The following is a 20990-nucleotide window of genomic DNA, read 5'->3' as shown; positions in this document are numbered from 1 at the left end:
TACACCATGTCTGAATTTAGAATTAACCCCTATTTGCAAAATCCATCATCTGAAGGGATTTACATCACCTGGTTTACCCAACAAGATATACCAGGGAGATTAACCATAACCGGACTGGGTTTAAATAACCCCCTGGATTTGGTTAGTACCCCCGTCTTTCAACCCCTCTTGGCTTATACTACAGCTGAGAAAAATCAAAATATCTCTGGACTAGAGCCGGGTTCTTGGTTAATCAGTGACAACAACTATAAGCACAGTATAGACATACAAAGTTTATTACCAGGTCAGACCTATAACTACACAGTTACCCAGGGGAGTGAAACTTTTACCTCTACCTTTAAAACCGCCCCTAGTAATACAGATTGGTCTAGCGTTCGCTTTATAGCCATGTCTGACAGCGAAACCGAACCCCAGGGAAGGGTTACTAATCGGGAATGGCAACCCGGTGCTTTAGCAACTAATTCTATAGAACGCCCCGCACTTAGTAATAGTCAGTGGGCTGACACCTTTGGCACATCTGGCTCTGGGGCTTCTCAAACCTTACGTTATGCCCTCACAGAAACAGAAGGCTACCAGCAAAACTTAGCCGTAGTTAACAGTCGTCACCCTGACTTTTTGGTCATGCCCGGAGACCTAGTACAGGGAGGCGGCTATCAACCCGCGTGGGATGAATTTTTTAGACACAACGCCGGGGAATATGATAGCGGTTTATCTCAGTACCCTATATTACCAGCTTTAGGTAACTGGGAGAACTTTGGCGCTCTCAATGGCGGCTATGGTACAGATGCCGATGGTCGATTTGGTCCCAAGTTTGGGCGGGATAAGTATGATGTTTACTTTGATTCCCCTGACAACGGCACTCCTGAGCATCGGAGTAATTATTATCGCATTGACTACGGTCCAGTAACTATCCTCACCTTAGATAGTTCTAATGGGGAGCCGGATGACCGCCGATCTAACTATGGTGGACAAGGACAACCCCCCAAAATCAGCGGTAGGGAATATACAGGGACGGGAACGGACACTCAGGAAAACTACACCCGTGAGCAGTATGAAGCTGCTGGGGGAACTGATTTAGCTGATTTCAATCCTGGTAGCACTCAGTGGAACTGGGTCATGGAACAACTTGATGATGCTCGCAGCCACGGACAGATTATTTTTGCGCAGTTTCATCATGTACCTTACAGCAGTGGGGAACATGGTCAACCGATGAATCATGTCCTGTCCACTGGACAAGCAGGAACACCCATGCGCCAGTACCATAGTATGTTTGAGCAATATGGGGTAGCTGCCGTCTTGTCTGGTCATAGTGAGATGTTCGAGCGCAGCTTTGTTGATGAGGATGGCGATGGGATTGGCGTAAGCTATTACGATGTTGGGGTAGCTGGTGATGGCTTGAGGGGACAAAAACGGGATGGCTCCGGTTTAGATAAACCTCTACTTAATTATAACGAGTTTAGCCAGTGGACAGCTGACCAAAGAGAAGGGGAATTATGGCAACAGATTGACGGAGTACCACAACTTATTGATGGTGGTAAGCACTACGGTCACCTGGAAGTAAACCTAGAGCGCCTTAATCCTGCTGGGGGAGCCAGTGCTAAAGTCCTCATGACTCCAGTCTATGTTTTCCCTATCCTAGATGCTGAGTACAACTTAATCAACACAGAACGCCGGGTTTATGGTGATGAGATTTTGTTCTTAGCAGATACACAAGGTAGGATAGCCACCGCCCCCTTAGACCCCAATCCTTTAATTTTTGGTACTGCGGAATCTGACGACATTGTTTTAAACCGTAATCAACCCCTGAAAACAGTATTTTCCGGTCATGGTGATGACGTAGTTGATGCCAGCCAAGTTTCCTATATAGAAGTTTTAGGCGGGAACGGTAATGACACCATCATGGTAGCCAGTGTATCTTTAGCTAACGGTGGAGATGGGAATGACACCTTAATGATTGGTACTCAAGGTCCAGCCAGTACCAGCGTTTTAGATGGCGGTCGCGGTCAAGATACCTTGAGGGTTGTGGAAGCCAGTGACGCTAACATCCTCCTAGGTGGTGCTGACAACGACACCTTACAGGTAGCCGAAGGACGGGGACAAATGCTGTTTGGTGGTTCCAGTCCGGATGTGCTGCGCTCTAGTCCCGATGGTCATAATCGCCTCTATGGTGGTTCCGGTGATGACCAATTGTATTCTACCGTAGGCGATCGCCTGTTCGGTGGCGATGGTAATGACAGTCTCTACGCCGGACTGGGTGGTAATAATTTACTCTGGGGCGGCGCTGGTGCTGATAACTTCTGGTTAGTAGTTGGCGGTTCCCTACCCGATGCACCCAATGTCGTCAAAGATTTTCAACTAGGTATAGACCGCATCGGTATGGGTGGTATTACCGTCAACCAAGTCAGTCTATCCAGTCAAAATAGTAACACCCTCATTCAAATTGGTGGTACAGATATCGCCCTCATCGAAGGGGTCAATATAGCCCAATTCAATCTCAACGATTCCAGTCAGTTTGTCTTTTCTTAAATCAGAACCCGGACTTCTGACCACATTTTTTCATGTGACCACAAATCCTATAGAAGTCCGGGGTCTCCCCTTAGCCCCTATCAGTCAGTTGTTAGTTCAAAACAGGACATCTTTAAAATGAGCACTCTTTTCATTAACTCCATCACTGATAACAACATTATCAGTTCAGCAGAAGCTCAAACTGGCTTTAATATCACCGGCGGCGGTCAGCCCGGAGCAACAGTACGCCTGACTTTTGATAGTGGTCGAGAATTAGCAGGTGGTAACACCACAGTGGTAAATCAAAATAGTCAATGGTCAGTCCCAGTTATAGCGGAGGACGTAGCGGCTTTTAGTCAGGGAATACAAGAGGTTACTGCTACCCAGACATTTAATAGTAGCTTCTCGGAAGTTTTTCGGACATTTAGAGTAAATACCACTACGACCCTCACCCCCAGTATCAATGTAAATAGGGCAGATAACAGTGTTGTCGAAATCGGAAATATTAATTCAATTGATATTCTCAATAATCCCGATCAAGTAAACAAGTTAAACGATGACATTCCAGGCGCCGAATTATATACGCCACTGTTGTCCTTCAACCTTGTGCCCATTCCTGGTTCTGAAGATATCTTCTCTAATACCATTCACCAGCTAGAACTCACCTTTGATGAAAGAGTATTAGGATTACCAGACTACAACAGCTTTGTAAAGCGGGATAGTGACGGTAATTTCTTTTTGTTCAACTTCAATCCCAATACAGGCTTAGGCGCAGTGCTACAAGACCGAGATGGTAATGGTCGCATTGATGGAGCCGCCCTATTTTTACAAGACAATCAACCAGGAGACCTAGACCCCACCCCCGGAGTAATCTTTGACCCTGGTGCCCCCGTGGTGGTACCTCTTCCCCCCCCTACCATTGATTTAATTACTGATACAGTAATTCTCAATTCTGCCATATCAGCTACCAGTTTTCGCATCAGTGGTACAGGTAAACCCGGAGCAACCTTGATCTTAGGCTTTGCCAGCGGACTAACTTTGACAGGAAACAATACAAGCATTGTTGGAGAAGACGGCACTTGGTCTGTAGATATTGCCGTGGCTGATATTGTTATCTTTGCTCAAGGGGTAGAGGTATTAAACGCTACCCTAATTGATGGGGATTTGACCAGTGTAGCAACTACACAAGCCCTAGTCAATGAGTCAGGTTTTACCCGGATATTTGGCAGCGACGGTGATGATGAACTTTTTGCTCCCAATACAGGCAATGCTCAGGTATTTGGACTACAAGGTAATGACATCCTTGATTCTACCCCTTCCCCAGAACAGGTCATCTTATATGCAGGTCTAGGTAATGACACCCTCATCGCTGGCAATAACCATACGCTCTACGGGAGTGATGGCGATGATACCTTATCAGCCGCAGGCAGTATAGGCCGGAATATATTATATGGCGAGGCAGGTAATGATCTTCTAATTGTTGTGGAAGGCAGCGACAATGAACTCTACGGGGGAGCTGGTAACGACAGATTAACAGTCTCAGACGGTGGTGGGTTCAATCGTCTCTACGGCGAGGAAGGAGACGATATTTTAGATGCCTCCAGCGGTACTGGAAATAATCAACTGTTTGGCGGTGAAGGGGATGACCGTTTAATTGCAGGGCCGGCTACCGATGAACTGTTTGGCGGTGAAGGGGATGATCACCTGTTTGCCGGTAACGGTGGTATTCTCACCGGGGACGAGGGAGCAAATACCTTTTACCTCGCCAATGGCTCTATTCCATCTGAGTTAGCTATTATTACCGATTTTCAACCCGGGGGCGATCGCTTAGTAGTTGCTGGTCTACCCGACCTCACAGTCGTCAAGCTAATTAGGGAAAATACAGATACTATTGTTATTGCTGTATTATCTGACACAGATGTTCCCCTGGCTTTACTCCAAGGTATTCAACCCTCTGCATTAGTAGCAGGTCGTGATGTCTTTTCTCAGACAGAAAGTCTTTTAGAACCTATTAATCTTGTTGGGGAAACCTTCAAAGTCACGAATTTGGAGCAGAACCCCAGTGGCTTTATCTTAACATTCAATGATGACCTAAATCTGAGTGTCCTTAACCTGTACAGAGGAATAGATCCAAACAACACAGGAGCCCCGGTTACTGATTCACCAGACCTCATCCTCACCGATAGTGCCGGAAATATCATCAATGGTTCACTCATTTGGGACCAAGGCAATGCTAACACCCTCACCTTTGTCAAAACAGGTGATATTCTAGCACCCGGTAATTACACTCTCACCCTGGAGAGCCGTAGTGATGGTTTCGTCAGCAGCGGCGATCGCCTACTCGATGGTAATGAAGATGGTTTATCTGGTAACTTTGTGCGCCAATTTACCGTGGATAGCCCCACAGCACCAGTCCTCACCTTACCTGACTTTAGCCGTGGACCAGATCAAGAGGTAAACATACGTGGGGGGGGTCAATTCAATCCTCTACCCATCCGCATCAGCAATCCCGGCGGCTTAGAAAACATCAGCTTCACCTTGCAATATGACCCAGACCTCCTGGCTATTACCGGAGCAAATGTAGCCGCACCGGGTTGGGATTTAGAGTCTGACTTCAATACACGAGGACAAGCTCAGTTTACCCTCAGTGGACCTGCCCTCAATGCTAGTACCGACTTAATCACCTTGAATGCTCAGGTTCGAGATACTGCGAGCTACGGTGCTAAAGGTGTACTGCAAATACTTCCCGGTGCTGGCTTAATAGGAGACAGTGCCGTACAACTGGTAGCATTATTGGGAGACACCACCAGAACTGAAAGCTATCTTGCTGCAGATGCGTCCTTAATTTCTCGCGTCAATGTGGGACTTGATACAGGATTTAGGGCTTTCCCTGTGACTGATCCTCTGATTATAGGAGACGCTACAGGCAACGGAAATTTAGATTCGGGCGATGTAACCTCTGTGCGGCGGGCATCTGTAGGTCTGTCTAGCCCATTTCTCCCACAATTAGTCTAATACCTGGGGTATTTCAAGATTCAGATGAGGCGGTTTGACCGCCTCTATACCACTTAATCTCATTAGTCTGTTTCTGATTGTTTCCGCCACGGTGGTAGCAGCTTATAAGGGCAATATGAGCGCTTTAACGGCAGCCTTTTGTAAAAAAATAAGACGGGGAAATTTGGCGACAAAAGTTAAATTTAAAATTATCCTTTGCTTAACTATTCCTTAACTAATTTGCGTTATTCTCATGACAGAGTTGGTGTTAAAGAATAACAACTACAGTGACTATCACAATTAATAATCTTGCCAAAACTTTTAAAGGTAAGACAGCAATCAAACACGTATCCTGCCAAATTAACGGAGGGGAAATGGTCGCCCTAATTGGTGCGTCCGGATCAGGTAAATCTACACTCTTACGCCACATTAATGGTCTGCAAATTGGAGATGCAGGCCAAGTTGATGTTTTTGGCAATACCTTACAAAGTCAGGGTAAATTACACTCTAAAATTAGGGTTTTACGTAGTCAAATAGGCTGTGTGTTCCAACAGTTTAATTTAGTTAACCGGCTCACAGTTATCGAAAATGTTTTAGTTGGTAACTTAGCAAGATTATCCCCCTTACGCTCAACATTACATTTATTTAGTAAACAAGAAAAAATTAGTGCTTTGGCAGCACTAGAGCAAGTAGGGATTATTGAACACGCTTATAAACGTGCATCTATGCTTTCTGGAGGACAACAGCAACGAGTAGCGATCGCTCGTTGTTTAGTACAGGGAGCGAAAATCATTCTGGCTGACGAACCCGTCGCTTCCCTAGATCCTGAGTCAGCGCGCAAAGTCATGGAGTTGTTGGTACAGTTAAATCGCCACAGGGGAATTAGTATAGTCGCTTCTTTACATCAAATTCAAATGGTGCGGAGTTACTTTGAAAGAGTTATCGCTCTCAAAGATGGAGAAGTGATGTTTGATGGTGCAACTGTAGAACTTGATGATCAGAAGCTGAATGAAATTTATGGTGCAGCAGTAGAAGAACTGGTAATGCGAGGACATGGGGAAATACTCATATAATCCTCATAAATAACCACAAATGCTAAATGTTTAATTCACCGAGAAATAAACTATGAAACGCAGATCATTTATTGAAAGTTCCGCTTTATTTGGTGCATCTTTAGTAGGCACTAAAATAATATCTACTCTTAACAACAACTGGATTGAACCAGCCCAAGCACAACTTAAAGAACTCAATTTTGGGGTCATATCTACAGAATCTCAAGCCAATCAAAAACCTCTTTGGGAACCTTTTATTGCCGCTTTATCCAAGTCTATAGGTATTCCCGTTAAAGCCTTCTATGCTACTCAGTATGCAGGCGTCATTGAAGCCATGCGTTTTGGTCAAGTACATATAGCTTGGTATGGTGGTAAATCCTATATTGAAGCTGCTAGAATTGCCAACGCAGAAGCCTTTGCTCAAACTATAGCTACTGATGGTAGTAAAGGTTACTACTCTCATTTAATTGCCAACAAAAATAACCCCATCACAGCAGCAGCTAAAAGACAAGGCGGCGATAAGTATGTTCTGCAAAATGCTGCTAAACTGACTTTTGCTTTCAATGATCCTAACTCTACTTCAGGATTTTTAGTACCGAGTTACTATGTATTTGCTAAAAATAAAGTAGACCCCAAGAAAATTTTTAAACGGTTAATTTTCTCTGGTGGTCACGAAGCTACAGCCTTAGCAATAGCCAATAACCAGATAGATATAGCTACCAATAATAATGAATCTTTAGAGAGATTAGGAAAAACCAATCCCTCAGCACGCCAAAAAATTGAAATTATTTGGACTTCACCCATCATACCCAGTGACCCAATTGCTTATCGGAAAGACTTACCACAGGATGTTAAGAATAAATTACGGAATTTCTTCTACAATTTTAAAGACAAGAAAATCCTAGAACCTTTACAGTGGTCGGCTTTAGTTCCAGCCAATGATAAAACATGGAATCCTATCCGGGAATTGGATATTGCTAAACAAGTTTTAGACTTAGAATCTAAACCTAATTTGAGTAGTGCCGATAAGAAAAAGTTGAATGATTTGAACAACCAACTACGAGCACTGCAAAGTAATTAAAGGTAGTTAATAGCCATAATTATTTGTCTTAATGGTCTGTTGACTGTTACCTGTCAACAGATACTACTTAGTGTATGTAACCAACCGGTACGCTATCACAATCATTGTGTATAATCCTCAATTCATTGATACAACAAACAATAACTGATGAACAGAAAATTATTCATTCAACGGGCTGCTTTATTTATTATCACTTTGGCAACTTTCAAGGTACTTTCAGCCTGTAGTTCTACTCCTGAGAATAGTAGTGCAACCATCACAGAAATTAACTTTGGTGTTCTATCTACAGAATCCCAATCTAATCAAAAACCTATATGGGAACCCTTTGCTGCTGCTATGTCTGAAGAAGTTGGGATTCCCATTAAACCCTTCTACGTTACACAGTATGCAGCGGTTATAGAAGCCATGCGCTTTGGTAAAGTTCAGGCAGCTTGGATGGGTGGTAAAACTTATGTTGAGGCGGCAAAAGTTGCGGATGCAGAAGCTTTTGCTCAAGTTGTAAGCGCAGATGGTACTAAGGGGTATTATTCTCATTTAATCGCTAATAAAAATAATCCCATCACAGAAGCAGCAAAAGCAGTTGGTGGCGATAAATATGTGATTGAAAATGCGGCTAAGTTGACCTTTGCTTTTAATGATCCTAATTCGACATCTGGGTTTTTAGTCCCCAGTTATTATATCTTTACGCAAAATAACGTAGACCCTAAAAAAGCTTTTAAACGTTTGATTTTTGCTGGTAGTCATGAAGCTTGCGCCCTGGCGGTAGCTAACAACCAGGTAGATGTCGCTACGGTCAGCAATGAAGCCTTAAGTCGTTTAGAAAGAACCAATCCCACAGCTAGACAAAAGATTGAAATTATTTGGCAATCACCTTTAATTCCCGGTGACCCAATTGTTTATCGTAGCGATTTACCAGCAGATATAAAACAGAAATTACAAAATTTCTTCTATAACTACAAAGATGCTGAAGTTTTAGCACCATTTGAAATTGCTGGTTTTGTTAAAGCTGAAGATAAAGAATGGCACACAATCAGAGAATTAGAGATTGCCAAAAAAATCCAAGAAATTCAAGCTAAAGAAAATATCAGTCAGTCAGAAAAACAGCAAAAAATAGCAGAACTACAAAAGCAATTGCCAAAACAACAATAAATCAATAAAATTACCTTTGGTTAATAAAAAATTATGTCACGCAATCAGATAGTTACTAATGCCTCTCCCACTGTACTCAAGATGTTAGAACAAGAAGCAAAATTTTTGACTACTAAAAGAGTTTTGTTTCTGGTAATCATGGGTGGTGCATTGATTTTTGGTTATTATCAAAGCGAGTTAAACTTCCCTGTACTTTTACAACGGGGTGACAACATTGTGGAATATGTTGGGGGGTATTTTCCGCCGGACTTTGAAGACTGGAACTATTATTTCTCAGAGACGGTGATTACTATATCTATGGGGGTTTGGGGGACTTTAATGGCTGCTTTAACGTCTGTTCCCCTGTCTATCTTGGCATCTAATAATATGTGTCCGGGATGGATTGTACAACCTACGCGGCGATTATTGGATGCTATGCGTGCTATTAATGAAATAGTCTTTGCGTTAATATTTGTTGTGGCTGTGGGTTTGGGTCCGTTTGCTGGGGTGTTGGCTTTATTTGTTAATACAACAGGGGCTTTAGGTAAGTTGTTCTCGGAAGCTGTAGAATCAATTGAACCAGGTCCGGTGGAAGGAATTAGAGCTACTGGGGCGAGTTACATTCAGGAGGTTGTATTTGGAGTGATTCCCCAAGTTATGCCTTTATGGACTTCTTTTACTCTCTATAGATTTGAGTCTAATATCCGTTCGGCTTCGGTTTTGGGAATTGTGGGCGCAGGTGGTATTGGTGTTTCACTATATCAAAGTTTTGGTAGTTTTCAATACCAGAAGGTTTGCGCAATTTTAATTATTTTGGTCATTGCTACTAGTGTTATTGATTTGTTGTCTGCTAGGGTGAGAAGGTTGCTGGTTTAGCTGATGTCTAGGTCATTCTCAAAGAATAACTCCATGCGATCGCCCCGCAGCCGAGTTACACCATACTCAATTATGTTACCAGTATCATCGACATTCACCGACTCCGCCAGCAAAATCGGTTGATTTCGGGGTAACTGTAACCATTTTGCATCTTCAGGCTGGACTAAACGAGCCGAAACACAGGTGCTGCGGCGGATATGGTCACATCCATATACTTGCTGTAAAAACTGAGATATTGATTGCTGTGCTTGTAATATCTCGATGTTTTCTGGATTTAACAAGTCCGGGAACCGCTTTAAGGGGAAATATCCAGTACCGACGCTGATGGGTTCGTGGTTTGCTAAACCTAAGCGTTCAATTAAGGCTACTGGCTCACCATAGGTAATTTCTAATCCTTTGGCAATGGCATGGTCAGCGGGTATTTCTAAAACACGTAATAATTTAAACCTAGCTTGCCAACCTTGAGCTTTTAGGGTTTGATTGTAGCGTACACGCTTACCAATAGCATAGCGGATGGTTTTGGTGGCGACAAAAGTTCCCTTTCCCCGGTCAACTCTTAACCATCCTTCGTTTTTGAGTAGGGCGATCGCTTGTCTGAGGGTATGACGGTTCACCCCAAACTGTTCTGCTAACTTGGTTTCTGTGGGTAGTTGCTCCCCAATTTCATAAACTCCTTGATGAATATTTTCTCGCAGCACGTCGGCAATTTGCATATAAATCGGCATTATTTCTTTCATGTATCAATTTCAGATTGTCAAGTTGTCAAAATTGGGTTAATCTATTATTGTCTAGATGTCTAGACAAGTTAACAATAGTTTTAAACTAAAAATCACAAATGAATGTCAAATATAGTAACTGATTTACCGGGCTTTTCAGACTCCATTCATGACGCACAACAGACATTTAGGGCGTTGCTCGGTGCTAATGCGCGACCTGGGAGACCTGAGAAAATTACGGCTGTGATGAGTGTACCTAGGGCTACGGTGCGACTTCCCTCACCGACTAACGCCACGCCATCGGGGTTGACCCCAGCTTGTGGGGCGGCTTGTTTGACCTTGCTAGATTTGGACGTTGCACTATGGCTACAGCCAAGTTTTACAACTTCCGTGAAAAATTGGTTATTGTTCCACACTGGCTGTCGCTTAACAGAATACCCAGACAAAGCAGACTTTGCCTTAATTGAAGATTTGGCAGCTTTGCCAGAACTATCTATTTTTAACATGGGGACAGAAGAAAAACCGGAAACTTCCACAACCTTGTTAATACAGATAGAAAACTTTGACATGGGACAACCTGTGATGTTGACAGGTCCGGGAATTTTAGACGAACAAGCAATCGCTCCCTTAGTTCCCCAACATTTTTGGGATTTCTGGACAGAAAACCACCAAGCCTATCCCCAAGGAATGGATGTATTTTTATTCACAGAAAATTCAGTAATGGGACTACCACGCACAGCCAGAGCTACAATTATATCATGACTCTTGAAATTTGCATAGCTGAACGTGAAGACTGGCCGGTATTAAATCAGCTGTATGCTGACATGAATGGTGAGTCACCCTTAGCGATCGCTCGCGCCGAGGAAATTTTCACACAAATTACCCAAACTCCTAACTACTATATCTATCTTGCCCGTTTAAATCAGCAACCAGTAGGAACCTTTAGCTTAACATATCTACCAACAATGATGCACCGGGGCTATCACAAATTTGCTGTTCTGGATGCAGTGACAGTAATTTCCCCCATGCGGGGGCAGGGAATTGGTAGCCAGATGGTGAAAAGAGCAATACAACTGAGTGCCGAAGCTGGGTGTTATAAAGTCACCCTCTCATCCAATTTAAAACGCCATCGCGCCCATCAATTTTATGAATCACTGGGATTTGAGCAGCATGGCTGGAGCTTTAAATGCGTAGTCCAACCCCATAACACAAGAAATTTTTGAGTAAGGTAAATCAGTGACAACAAAAATCGCTATTCAAGGAGTAAATGCCCTCACTCCCCAAGGATGGTTACAAGATGCCACAGTTTTAATTGAAGATGGACAATTTACCAGCATTAATCAATCAATAACTCCGCCTCAATTTCATCTGGTCAACGCTCAAGGACTCCAGATGCTACCTGGAATTATAGACTTACACGGCGATGCTTTTGAGAGAATGATTTGTCCCCGTCCTGGGGTTAACTTTCCTCTACCCATAGCGATGGTAGATAATGACCGTAATCTCTTAGCATCAGGTATCACAACTTTTTACTGCTCCATCACCGACTCCTACGAACCAGGTTTACGTAGCCGAGAATCTGCTCGTAATTTAATTAACTTTATTCAAAAAACAGGAAAACAAGTTTTAAATTGCAATCATCGCATTCATATCAGACATGAACAAGCCAATACCGCAGAACATCAAGAATTGTGTGACTGGCTAGAATCAGGTCAAGTGGATATTTTATCCATCAACGATCACCTACCACCGCCAGGAAACGAAAAGAGATTACAGCGATATCTCAACAGTGTCAAACAAAGATCATCCATGTCCATAGAAGAAATCGCCGGATTAATTAGCCAAGTCAGAGAACGGCGAGAACAAGGAGACGCACAACTAGAAAAACTAGTGGAATTGGCACACACTAACAATATTCCTTTAGCTTCCCATGATGATGATAGCCCAGAAAAAGTAGCACTCAGTCAACAACGCCGAGTAGCGATCGCAGAATTTCCCGCTGATGTAGACTTAGCTGCGAAATCTCAAGCATATGGTGCAGCAGTCCTCATGGGTGCGCCTAACTTAGTGCGTGGAGGCTCCCACCTGGGTTTAATGAGTGTAGCTCAAGCAGTTGAACATGATGTTCTCGATTGTCTGTGCTCAGATTATCACTATCCTTCCTTGTTTTATGCCCCCTTTAAATTAAAAGAGTTGGGGTTAATGTCCTTTGAACAAGCATGGAAATTAGTTTCAGATCGACCCGCTAGAGCGGCAAAAATTAGCGATCGCAAAGGTAAAATTGCCACGGGTTTAGATGCAGATTTCCTGCTGATATCTCCTGACAATCCTTTACCCTCTAGCATTTCATCTGTTTATATCCTCGGAAAAGAAGTCGCTCGATATCAAACGAAATAACTATGCAACCAACCATCGGCAGCATTATCGATCTATTCAGCCAAAAAGGTTCACAATTGTATGGCGGAGAAGGCGTGACCCAGCTAGAACACGCATTACAATGCGCCACCCTGGCCGAAGCATCAGGTAAAAATCATGAATTAATTACCGCTTGTTTACTCCATGATTTAGGACATTTAATTCATGACTTAGGAGATGATCCGACAGCCATAGGTATAGACGACCAACATGAATATCGCGCCATTCCTTTTCTACGGCAAATATTTAGCCTGGCGGTCACAGAGCCAATTAGGCTACACGTCTTAGCTAAACGGTATCTTTGCGCAGTTGATCATGAATATTGGTATAGTCTTTCCATCCCATCCCAACGCAGCTTAGAACTGCAAGGAGGGAGATTTTCTCCTCAAGAAGCAGAGAAATTTATTCAGCGTCCTTACGCCCAAGATGCTGTGCAGTTAAGGATTTATGATGACAAAGCCAAAATTTCCCATCTGTCCACACCCGATTTAAATTACTTTATTAATTTGATTCAATGCAAAACTTGAACATAGCTACCGTCAAGGAAAGACAAACTTGGATGGCCACACTCGCCAAAGCTGAGTTAACAGAATTAGAAAAATTAATCAACTTAGAGAAATTACCTAGTTATAGTTTTTTACGTTCCCCAGAAATTGGTTTAGTTATGGTTCAAGGACGCGCTGGAGGTACAGGAAAACCATTTAATCTGGGAGACATGACCATAACTCGCTGTGTAGTGCAGCTAGAAAACTTAGAAACCGACACAGCCATCACTGGATTTGGTTATGTAGGCGGGCGATCGCACCGTCACGCAGAATTAGCAGCCTTGTGCGATGCTTTACTACAAACTCCCCAATGGTATGAGCAAATTCAAGCACAAGTGATTCAACCACTGCAAACAGCATTAGCTAAAAAACAAGAACTTCAACAACGCCAAACCGCTGCCACAAAAGTTAACTTTTTTACTATGGTCAGGGGTGAAGGGTAACATGAGTCAAAAGTATAAAAAAGAGTAAGAAAAGAGTAAAAATATGCCATACGTTGCCGTCAAAGGTGGTCAACAAGCAATTGAAAATGCCGAGAAATTACTGCAAAATAAGCGCCGGGGGAATCCGGTAATTCCCGAACTCACCCTAGAGCAGATTGAACAACAATTAACCCTAGCAGTAGAGCGGGTCATGTGCGAAGGTAATTTGTATGATCGGGAATTAGCAGCTTTAGCGATTAAACAATCTTGGGGGGATTTAGTCGAAGCAATCTTTTTACTGCGCGCCTATCGGACAACACTACCACGGTTCTATTACAGTCAGCCCCTCAACACCGGTGAGATGCAAATTCAAAGGCGAATTTCTTCTATATTTAAAGATATTCCGGGAGGACAAAACCTAGGACCCACCTTTGACTACATCCACCGCCTCCTAGATTTTAAACTCATCGCCGAGGGTGAAGTTACTCCCGCACCTACAGCGGAAGCGACAAAGGAACCCTTCCCCCCAGTGATTGATACATTAGACCGAGAAGGATTAATACAGCCAGAACCTAGGGAAGTAGAATCACCACCACCCTTTGACCTTACTCGTCAACCTTTAACTTTTCCCGCTAGTAGAGACGCTAGACTACAAAACTTAGCACGTGCTGACGAAGGCTTCTTACTCTCTTTAGCATACTCCACCCAACGAGGCTACGGTAAAAATCATCCATTTGCGGGAGAGATTCGCATGGGAGAAGTTGAGGTAGTCATTTGTCCCGAAGAATTGGGATTTGAAATAGCGATCGCCGATATGACAATTACTGAAGTACAAATGGTCAACCAATTTAAAGGTAACAAAGAACTACCAGCCCAATTCACTCGTGGCTACGGACTCACCTTTGGCTACAACGAACGCAAAGCCATGTCAATGGCCTTAGTAGACCGCGCTCTGGGAGCGGCGGAGTTAGGGGAACCTGTAGAAAACCCGGCGCAAAATATCGAATTTGTCCTGTCCCACTCAGATAACGTAGAAGCCCAGGGATTTGTCCAACACCTAAAGCTACCTCATTATATTGACTTTCAAGCGGAGTTAAATTTAGTACGCAAGATGCGACAAAATCAACAGCCAAAATTAAACTGTGATGAGCTTCACCCAGAGGGGGAGTGAGAAAAACCACGATGATTACAGGAATTAACCATATAACTTTATCCGTTGCTGATGTGGAAGAATCTTTTAATTTCTACACTCAGGTTTTAGGTTGTCAAGCGATCGCTAAATGGCAACAAGGAGCTTACTTGATAGCAGGTAATCTATGGCTGTGTCTATCTTGGGATTCCCACACCCGCACTAGTCCGGCGAGGGAATATACACATATTGCTTTTAGTATTCCTGAACATGACTTTCAAGAATATAGCCGTCAATTACTTGAGCTAGGTGTCAAACAATGGAAACAAAACACCAGTGAGGGAGATTCCATATATATTCTCGACCCAGACCACCACAAATTAGAACTACATATAGGGAACCTGTCAACTAGAATCGCCGCCACGAAGGAATCCCCTTATGAAAACATGGAATTTTTTGTTTAAAAACCTTTGCGAACCTCTGCGTTAAAAAAATGCCCACATCAACCACTCAAACAGGCTTCAACTTTGCCTACCTCGACGAACAAACTAAACGCTCAATTCGTCGCGCCCTTCTCAAAGCGGTCGCCATACCAGGACATCAAATTCCCTTCTCCTCCAGAGAAATGCCCATGTCCTACGGCTGGGGAACCGGTGGTATTCAAGTTACAGCAGCAGTCATTGGTCAAAGCGATGTCCTCAAGGTGATTGACCAGGGCGCAGACGACACCACCAACGCCGTCAACATTCGCCGTTTCTTCCAAAGGGTTTGTGGTGTAGAAACTACGGATAGCACAGCTAAAGCTACCCTAATTCAAACACGCCACCGTATACCAGAAACACCACTACGGGAGGGACAGATTATGGTTTATCAGGTCCCCATTCCGGAGCCTTTGCGCTGGCTCCAACCCTCGGCTGTGGAAACCCGGAAGATGCACGCTTTAGAAGAGTACGGGCAGATGTACGTCAAGCTGTATGAGGATATCACTAAACATGGGCATATTGCCACATCCTACGACTACCCGGTAATGGTACATGACCGTTATCTCATGAGTTCTAGCCCCATACCACGGTTTGATAATCCCAAAATGCACATGAATCCGGCGTTGCAGTTATTTGGTGCGGGTCGGGAAAAACGCATTTATGCCATACCACCCTACACCAAAGTTAAAAGCCTCGACTTTGAGGATTATCCTTTTACTGTAGAGCGATGGGATAAAGTTTGTGAGTTATGTGGTTCTACTGAAAGTTTTCTAGATGAAGTAGTAATTGATGACCATGGTGGCAGAATGTGGATCTGCTCCGATACAGATTATTGTCATCAGCGACAAGGGAAAGGAATAAATTAGTATGGCACTTCCTATATTACAAGTACAACAAGTCAGTAAATTCTACGGGTTGATTCCGGGGTGCGATCGCATTTCTTTTGACCTGTACCGGGGACAGGTTCTGGGTATTGTGGGCGAATCAGGTTCAGGTAAGTCTACTTTACTGGGGGCGATCGCTCATCAGACTGCCATCGACACAGGTAGCGTTATTTACAGAAACATTCAAGGTAAACATTTAGAAATTACTCAAATGCCCGAACATCAGCGCCGTTGGTTAATGCGGACTGAGTGGGGCTTTGTCCAGCAAAATCCCCGTGATGGCTTACGGATGCAAGTAAGCGCCGGGGCGAATATTGGTGAACGATTACTAGATATTGGCATCCGTCACTATGGACAGATCCGGGAAGAAGCGGCTCACTGGTTACAACAAGTGGAGATTGACCCATCCCGCCTGGATGATTTGCCAAATACCTTCTCCGGTGGTATGCAACAAAGATTACAACTGGCGCGGGTGTTAGTGACCCGACCCCAACTGATATTAATGGATGAACCCACAGGGGGGCTGGATGTGTCAGTACAAGCCCGGTTATTAGACTTATTGCGATCGCTGGTGAGAAACTTTAATTTAAGTGTAATTTTAGTCACACACGATATTGGCGTAGTCAGACTCTTAGCACATCGCTTATTAGTCATGCAACAAGGAAAAGTAGTGGAATCAGGTTTAACTGACCAAGTATTAGACGACCCCCAACATCCCTACACACAACAGTTAGTTAGCGCCGCCCTCACACCATAAGCACTCTCATGTCAGAAATCCATCAACCCACCGACCCCCTACTCAAAGTTGAAAATTTACGCAAAAGCTTTACCCTCCATCAACAAGGAGGAGTCAGTTTACCAGTCCTACAAAAAGTATCACTCACAGTCAACAGGCGCGAATGTGTCGCCCTCTCCGGTCCATCAGGCTCCGGTAAATCTACATTAATTCGTTGTATATATGGTAACTATCGTGCTGATAGTGGTTCAGTTTGGGTCAACCATGAAAAACATTGGGTTGATTTGTGTCAACTACAGCCCCATGAACTTTTAGCGGTGCGGCGACAGACTATTGGATATGTCAGCCAGTTCTTACGAGTTATACCCAGAGTCCCGGCGGTGGAAGTAGCTGCAGAACTGTTGTTGGACCTAGGAGAAGAACGAAAAGTTGCTTTAGCTAAAGTTCAAGAATTGTTTCATCGGCTACATCTACCAGAGCGCTTGTGGCATCTTTCCCCTACCACATTTTCCGGGGGAGAAAAGCAACGAGTCAATATAGCCCGCGCCTTAGCCGTGAATTTTCCAATTTTACTACTGGATGAACCGACCTCAGCCTTAGATGCAAGCAATCGCCAAATAGTCATGGAACTTCTGGAAGAACGCAAAGCTATGGGCTGCGCTTTAATTGGCATTTTTCACGATCAAGAACTGCAATCTACTTGCAACAGAGTTTGTGCTGTCTCAACTGTGTAACCGGGAGTTAACCTTGAATGAATGAGCAAATATACACCAACTATCGCCTACAACTTCCAGACCAAGAAATTCTGGGTACTCTCTTAGTCAGAGATGGCAAAATTGCCGATATTCAACCAGGAGTAATGACTTGTGGCCAGAATGGCCAGGGAGATTATCTGCTACCGGGATTGATTGAACTACATACCGACAACCTAGAACGCTGTATGTCCCCCCGTCCCGGAATTCGTTGGCCTTTGGAAGCTGCAGCGGTTTACCACGACCGGGATTTAGCAAGTGCAGGAGTCACAACTGTATGTGATGCGATCGCCATCGGCGATGTCAATGCTGCTTCTCCCCGCTTAACTAACTTTGGTCCGATGATTGATGTTATTTCTCAGGGACAAGCAGCAGGGCGGTTCTCTGTGGAACATCGCATACACCTGCGCTGTGAAATAGCTTATGAAAAGGTTTATCAAATTACCGAACAATACATCGATAATTCCTTATTGTCCATGATTTCCCTCATGGATCATACCCCTGGTCAACGACAATTTGTCAGGATAGATAAGTTTAAAGAATATTACATGGGTAAACATGGCGTAACAGCCACAGAAATTGAAGACTTCATCATCATGCGCCAGGAACAACAAAAAATTCATGCACACAAAAACCGTCAAGCTTTAGTCAAACTAGCCCACACCAAAGGTATTTCCCTAGCCAGCCATGATGATGCTACTGTAGATCATGTCCAGGAAGCAGTAGAAGCTAGAGTAGTTTTAGCAGAGTTTCCCACCACGGTAGAAGCCGCACAAGCAGCACATAATGCAGGTTTACAAGTTTTAATGGGCGCGCCTAATTTGGTTTTGGGTGGTTCCCACTCTGGTAATGTTTCGGCTATGGAATTGGTTTTGTCCGATTTAGTAGATGTGATTTCTTCTGATTACGTTCCTCAGAGTTTGTTGCAATCTTTGTTTATCATCGCCCGCAAAACTGGTAAACCTATTTATGAAGCTATGGGATTATTTACCAGTAATCCAGCCCAAGCTATTGATTTATTTGACAATCGGGGCAGCTTAGAAATAGGTAAACGGGCTGATTTAATCACTGTACATGATGATGGGATTGTGCCACGTTTAATGTCAACTATTTGCGCGGGTCGTCGTATTAGTTAATCTATGAAATTTGGCATTGCTCTTGTACCCTGCCCTAAAACTATCGCCTTAATCATAGAATTACAGCAGAAAATCATCCCTATTTGCCCACTTGAACCTATTTTAGGAAGTCAGCAAAATCTGCCGCATCTTACACTTTTACAAGGAAGATTTCATAATTCTTTGAATTGGGTTGATTTAATTTATAGTCTGCGCGATTACTGGTTACGGCAAAAATATGGGCAGGATTTTCAAGTCACTCAACTAGAATTTAAATCACCTGCATGGTACTTTTTGATTCTGAATCAACATGACATATTTGTTGATTTACACAATTTTGTCTTTGCAGGTATTAAACATCATATTTATGTGACAGATGCAGATTTAAACAAGGATATTTCTGCCTATAGCGAATTAGAAAAAATCAATTATCTCCAATATGGATACCGATATATTGGCAGTGCTTTTCATCCCCATTTGACTTTAGGTAGAAGTACAAATACTAACCCAGACAATGGTCGATATCTAGTAGAATTATTTGCCGCCCAACATATAATCAAATTTGAGCGCATAACTATTTATGAAATGGGCGATTATGGCAGTCACGCTGCTACTTTATATTCTGTAAATATCGCTGACTAGTACAAAAGTCAAGACTGATAGAAGTTCTTGATCCATCCAGAGTAACTTTTAAAACATTCTATAAATTAGGTAAGGGATCTGCTTGCATCGCCTATGATATCCAGAATAACCGTTTCATGTAATAAAAGTCTATATAGATGAAAAAATCATCATCCCCACTCAATGTCATTTGGCTGTTTCTGATTGTTTCCGCCACAGTAGTAGCAGCTTATAAGGGCAAAATGGCTGCTTTAACGGAAGCCTCCTTCACCGCAGCTGAAAGTGCCGTCACCCTAGCCATTGGACTAATTGGAGCCATGGCCCTGTGGTTAGGAATTATGAAAGTTGCCGAAAGCGCAGGAATGATGCGATTTATAGCCCGTCTGATTCGTCCGGTCATGAGCCGACTGTTTCCCGAAATTCCCGCCAACCACCCCGCTATGTCTGCAATGGTGATGAATATGGCTGCTAATGCCCTGGGACTAGGTAACGCCGCCACCCCCATGGGTTTAAAAGCCATGGCCGAACTAAATAAACTCAATCCTAGTCCCGGAACGGCTACACCTGCGATGTGTTTGTTTTTAGCCATTAATACTTCCTCGGTGACACTGTTACCCCTGGGTGTAATTACTGTCCGTGCTAGTGCAGGGGCTACCAATCCCGCCGCCATTCTGCTGCCGTCCATTATTGCTACTATTATTTCTACAGCAGTGGCTATTATTGCTAGTAAAATTTTAGCCAGGCGCTCTCTGCTGACTTCTGTAGAATCTCCATTAGAAGTTACAGAGGACCAGGGGGAAACTACATTAGATGAAACTGCCAAAACCGAATTAATTCCTCCGGGGTTGATAGGTAATATTGTTTTCGGTGGGCTAATTGTAGCGTTTTTGGCGGTTGTATTTTATCGCCTGTCTGTACGGGGATTACCTTATATATTTACTATGGGTTTTCTCAGTAACCTTTCTAACTGGCTCATACCTATTTTAATTTGCCTGTTTCTTTTATTTGGTTATTTCCGTGGTGTCAAGGTTTACGAGGTTCTCACTGAAGGGGCAAAAGAAGGGTTTGAAATTGCTATTCGGGTGCGATTCGTTCTCTCGATCGGGAGTATTAATGCTCAGGGATGAGAGGTAAGACTGGGTAAAACCAGATTCTTATAACTGTGTGTTCATGTGGGTGAGAATCCCACCCCCTAGGTGCAAGGGTGACAGCATCTCCCTTACGGTAGCGACTAGCCATCAATCCGTAAAGCAGGGAGAAAAGGCGTTCTTACTGGGAGCCTAACCTGGTACACGTCGAGCAAAGTATCTATGAGTAGTCAACGAAGATGTGTTTGAAGCGTCGTTATAATTGACCAGCCAAATCAGGCTGATAGGCTGGAACCAAAAGGTAAAGGACAAGGAAACGGCTATCCGAATGAGACCGTTATGCACTTCCGATAAACCCGGCGTATAGCATCACTCTAAAGGTACACAGAATGGACACATGGAACGAAGTAACCCCTTGTTAGCTCTTTTAGTAGGTCGAAACTAAAAGT

At 43.5% G+C, this 20990-nt stretch carries 20 protein-coding genes; 19 read left to right on the top strand and 1 reads right to left on the bottom strand.

All coding sequences use genetic code 11. From position 1 onward, the window contains the following. Nucleotides 1-6 precede the first annotated feature (6 nt). From PN457_RS11995 to phnE, 6 genes are all read left to right on the top strand, one after another. A complete protein-coding gene (locus PN457_RS11995) occupies nucleotides 7-2526 on the top strand; it encodes a metallophosphoesterase (RefSeq protein ID WP_271733566.1) in 2520 nt (839 codons plus the stop codon). 117 nt (nucleotides 2527-2643) lie between these two features. Beyond that, the gene (locus tag PN457_RS11990; protein ID WP_271733564.1) at nucleotides 2644-5520 is read left to right on the top strand and encodes a hypothetical protein; all 2877 of its coding nucleotides are present in this window, start codon (nucleotides 2644-2646) and stop codon (nucleotides 5518-5520) included. Nucleotides 5521-5774: 254 nt separating this feature from the next. Beyond that, entirely contained in the window at nucleotides 5775-6572 is a 798-nt protein-coding gene (gene phnC, locus PN457_RS11985) for a phosphonate ABC transporter ATP-binding protein (RefSeq protein ID WP_271733579.1), read from the top strand. A 52-nt stretch (nucleotides 6573-6624) separates the two neighbouring features. Then, complete coding sequence (gene phnD / locus PN457_RS11980; RefSeq protein WP_271733563.1) at nucleotides 6625-7632, top strand: phosphonate ABC transporter substrate-binding protein; 1008 nt, start codon at nucleotides 6625-6627, stop codon at nucleotides 7630-7632. A gap of 147 nt (nucleotides 7633-7779) precedes the next feature. Then, nucleotides 7780-8781: a phosphonate ABC transporter substrate-binding protein gene (gene phnD / locus PN457_RS11975; protein WP_271733562.1), complete on the top strand. Its 1002-nt coding sequence runs from the start codon at nucleotides 7780-7782 to the stop codon at nucleotides 8779-8781. Between the two features lie 33 nt (nucleotides 8782-8814). After that, complete coding sequence (phnE, locus tag PN457_RS11970) at nucleotides 8815-9636, top strand: phosphonate ABC transporter, permease protein PhnE (RefSeq protein WP_271733560.1); 822 nt, start codon at nucleotides 8815-8817, stop codon at nucleotides 9634-9636. Here phnE and phnF read toward each other — a convergent pair. Next, nucleotides 9633-10373 carry a phosphonate metabolism transcriptional regulator PhnF gene (phnF, locus tag PN457_RS11965; protein ID WP_271733558.1) on the bottom strand — a complete coding sequence of 247 codons (741 nt, stop codon included), beginning with the start codon at nucleotides 10371-10373 and terminating at the stop codon, nucleotides 9633-9635. The two genes, phnE and phnF, sit on opposite strands and share 4 nt — an antisense overlap. 102 nt (nucleotides 10374-10475) lie before the next feature. On the opposite strand from phnF, the gene phnH reads away from it, so the two are divergent. From phnH to PN457_RS11900, 13 genes are all read left to right on the top strand, one after another. Beyond that, nucleotides 10476-11114: a phosphonate C-P lyase system protein PhnH gene (gene phnH / locus PN457_RS11960; protein ID WP_271733557.1), complete on the top strand. Its 639-nt coding sequence runs from the start codon at nucleotides 10476-10478 to the stop codon at nucleotides 11112-11114. Continuing rightward, a complete protein-coding gene (locus PN457_RS11955) occupies nucleotides 11111-11575 on the top strand; it encodes a GNAT family N-acetyltransferase (RefSeq protein ID WP_271733556.1) in 465 nt (154 codons plus the stop codon). The genes phnH and PN457_RS11955 overlap by 4 nt, the downstream gene beginning before the upstream one ends. A gap of 13 nt (nucleotides 11576-11588) precedes the next feature. Beyond that, nucleotides 11589-12749 carry an alpha-D-ribose 1-methylphosphonate 5-triphosphate diphosphatase gene (locus tag PN457_RS11950; protein WP_271733555.1) on the top strand — a complete coding sequence of 387 codons (1161 nt, stop codon included), beginning with the start codon at nucleotides 11589-11591 and terminating at the stop codon, nucleotides 12747-12749. Nucleotides 12750-12751: 2 nt separating this feature from the next. Further along, complete coding sequence (locus PN457_RS11945) at nucleotides 12752-13294, top strand: phosphonate degradation HD-domain oxygenase (RefSeq protein WP_271733553.1); 543 nt, start codon at nucleotides 12752-12754, stop codon at nucleotides 13292-13294. Further along, a complete protein-coding gene (gene phnG / locus PN457_RS11940; protein ID WP_417006605.1) occupies nucleotides 13282-13755 on the top strand; it encodes a phosphonate C-P lyase system protein PhnG in 474 nt (157 codons plus the stop codon). The genes PN457_RS11945 and phnG overlap by 13 nt, the downstream gene beginning before the upstream one ends. Nucleotides 13756-13798: 43 nt before the next feature. After that, a complete protein-coding gene (locus PN457_RS11935; RefSeq protein ID WP_271733551.1) occupies nucleotides 13799-14905 on the top strand; it encodes a carbon-phosphorus lyase complex subunit in 1107 nt (368 codons plus the stop codon). A gap of 11 nt (nucleotides 14906-14916) precedes the next feature. Then, nucleotides 14917-15327 (top strand): fosfomycin resistance glutathione transferase, encoded by a 411-nt coding sequence (locus PN457_RS11930; RefSeq protein ID WP_271733576.1) that lies wholly within the window; start codon nucleotides 14917-14919, stop codon nucleotides 15325-15327. Nucleotides 15328-15356: 29 nt separating this feature from the next. Beyond that, complete coding sequence (locus tag PN457_RS11925; RefSeq protein WP_271733550.1) at nucleotides 15357-16211, top strand: alpha-D-ribose 1-methylphosphonate 5-phosphate C-P-lyase PhnJ; 855 nt, start codon at nucleotides 15357-15359, stop codon at nucleotides 16209-16211. Between the two features lies 1 nt (nucleotide 16212). Beyond that, a complete protein-coding gene (gene phnK, locus PN457_RS11920; protein ID WP_271733548.1) occupies nucleotides 16213-16986 on the top strand; it encodes a phosphonate C-P lyase system protein PhnK in 774 nt (257 codons plus the stop codon). Nucleotides 16987-16994: 8 nt separating this feature from the next. Then, on the top strand, nucleotides 16995-17699 hold the full coding sequence (gene phnL / locus PN457_RS11915) for a phosphonate C-P lyase system protein PhnL (protein WP_271733547.1): 705 nt from the start codon (nucleotides 16995-16997) through the stop codon (nucleotides 17697-17699). A gap of 17 nt (nucleotides 17700-17716) precedes the next feature. Beyond that, the gene (gene phnM / locus PN457_RS11910; protein WP_271733546.1) at nucleotides 17717-18853 is read left to right on the top strand and encodes a phosphonate metabolism protein PhnM; all 1137 of its coding nucleotides are present in this window, start codon (nucleotides 17717-17719) and stop codon (nucleotides 18851-18853) included. 3 nt (nucleotides 18854-18856) lie between these two features. Continuing rightward, on the top strand, nucleotides 18857-19474 hold the full coding sequence (locus tag PN457_RS11905; protein WP_271733544.1) for a hypothetical protein: 618 nt from the start codon (nucleotides 18857-18859) through the stop codon (nucleotides 19472-19474). A gap of 137 nt (nucleotides 19475-19611) precedes the next feature. Further along, the gene (locus tag PN457_RS11900; RefSeq protein WP_271733542.1) at nucleotides 19612-20580 is read left to right on the top strand and encodes a nucleoside recognition domain-containing protein; all 969 of its coding nucleotides are present in this window, start codon (nucleotides 19612-19614) and stop codon (nucleotides 20578-20580) included. Nucleotides 20581-20990 lie beyond the last annotated feature (410 nt).

Origin of the sequence: Anabaenopsis arnoldii, assembly GCF_028331025.1 — a bacterium.
In the GTDB taxonomy this organism is placed as follows: domain Bacteria; phylum Cyanobacteriota; class Cyanobacteriia; order Cyanobacteriales; family Nostocaceae; genus Anabaenopsis; species Anabaenopsis arnoldii.
This window is presented reverse-complemented; position numbering and strand designations above follow the sequence as displayed.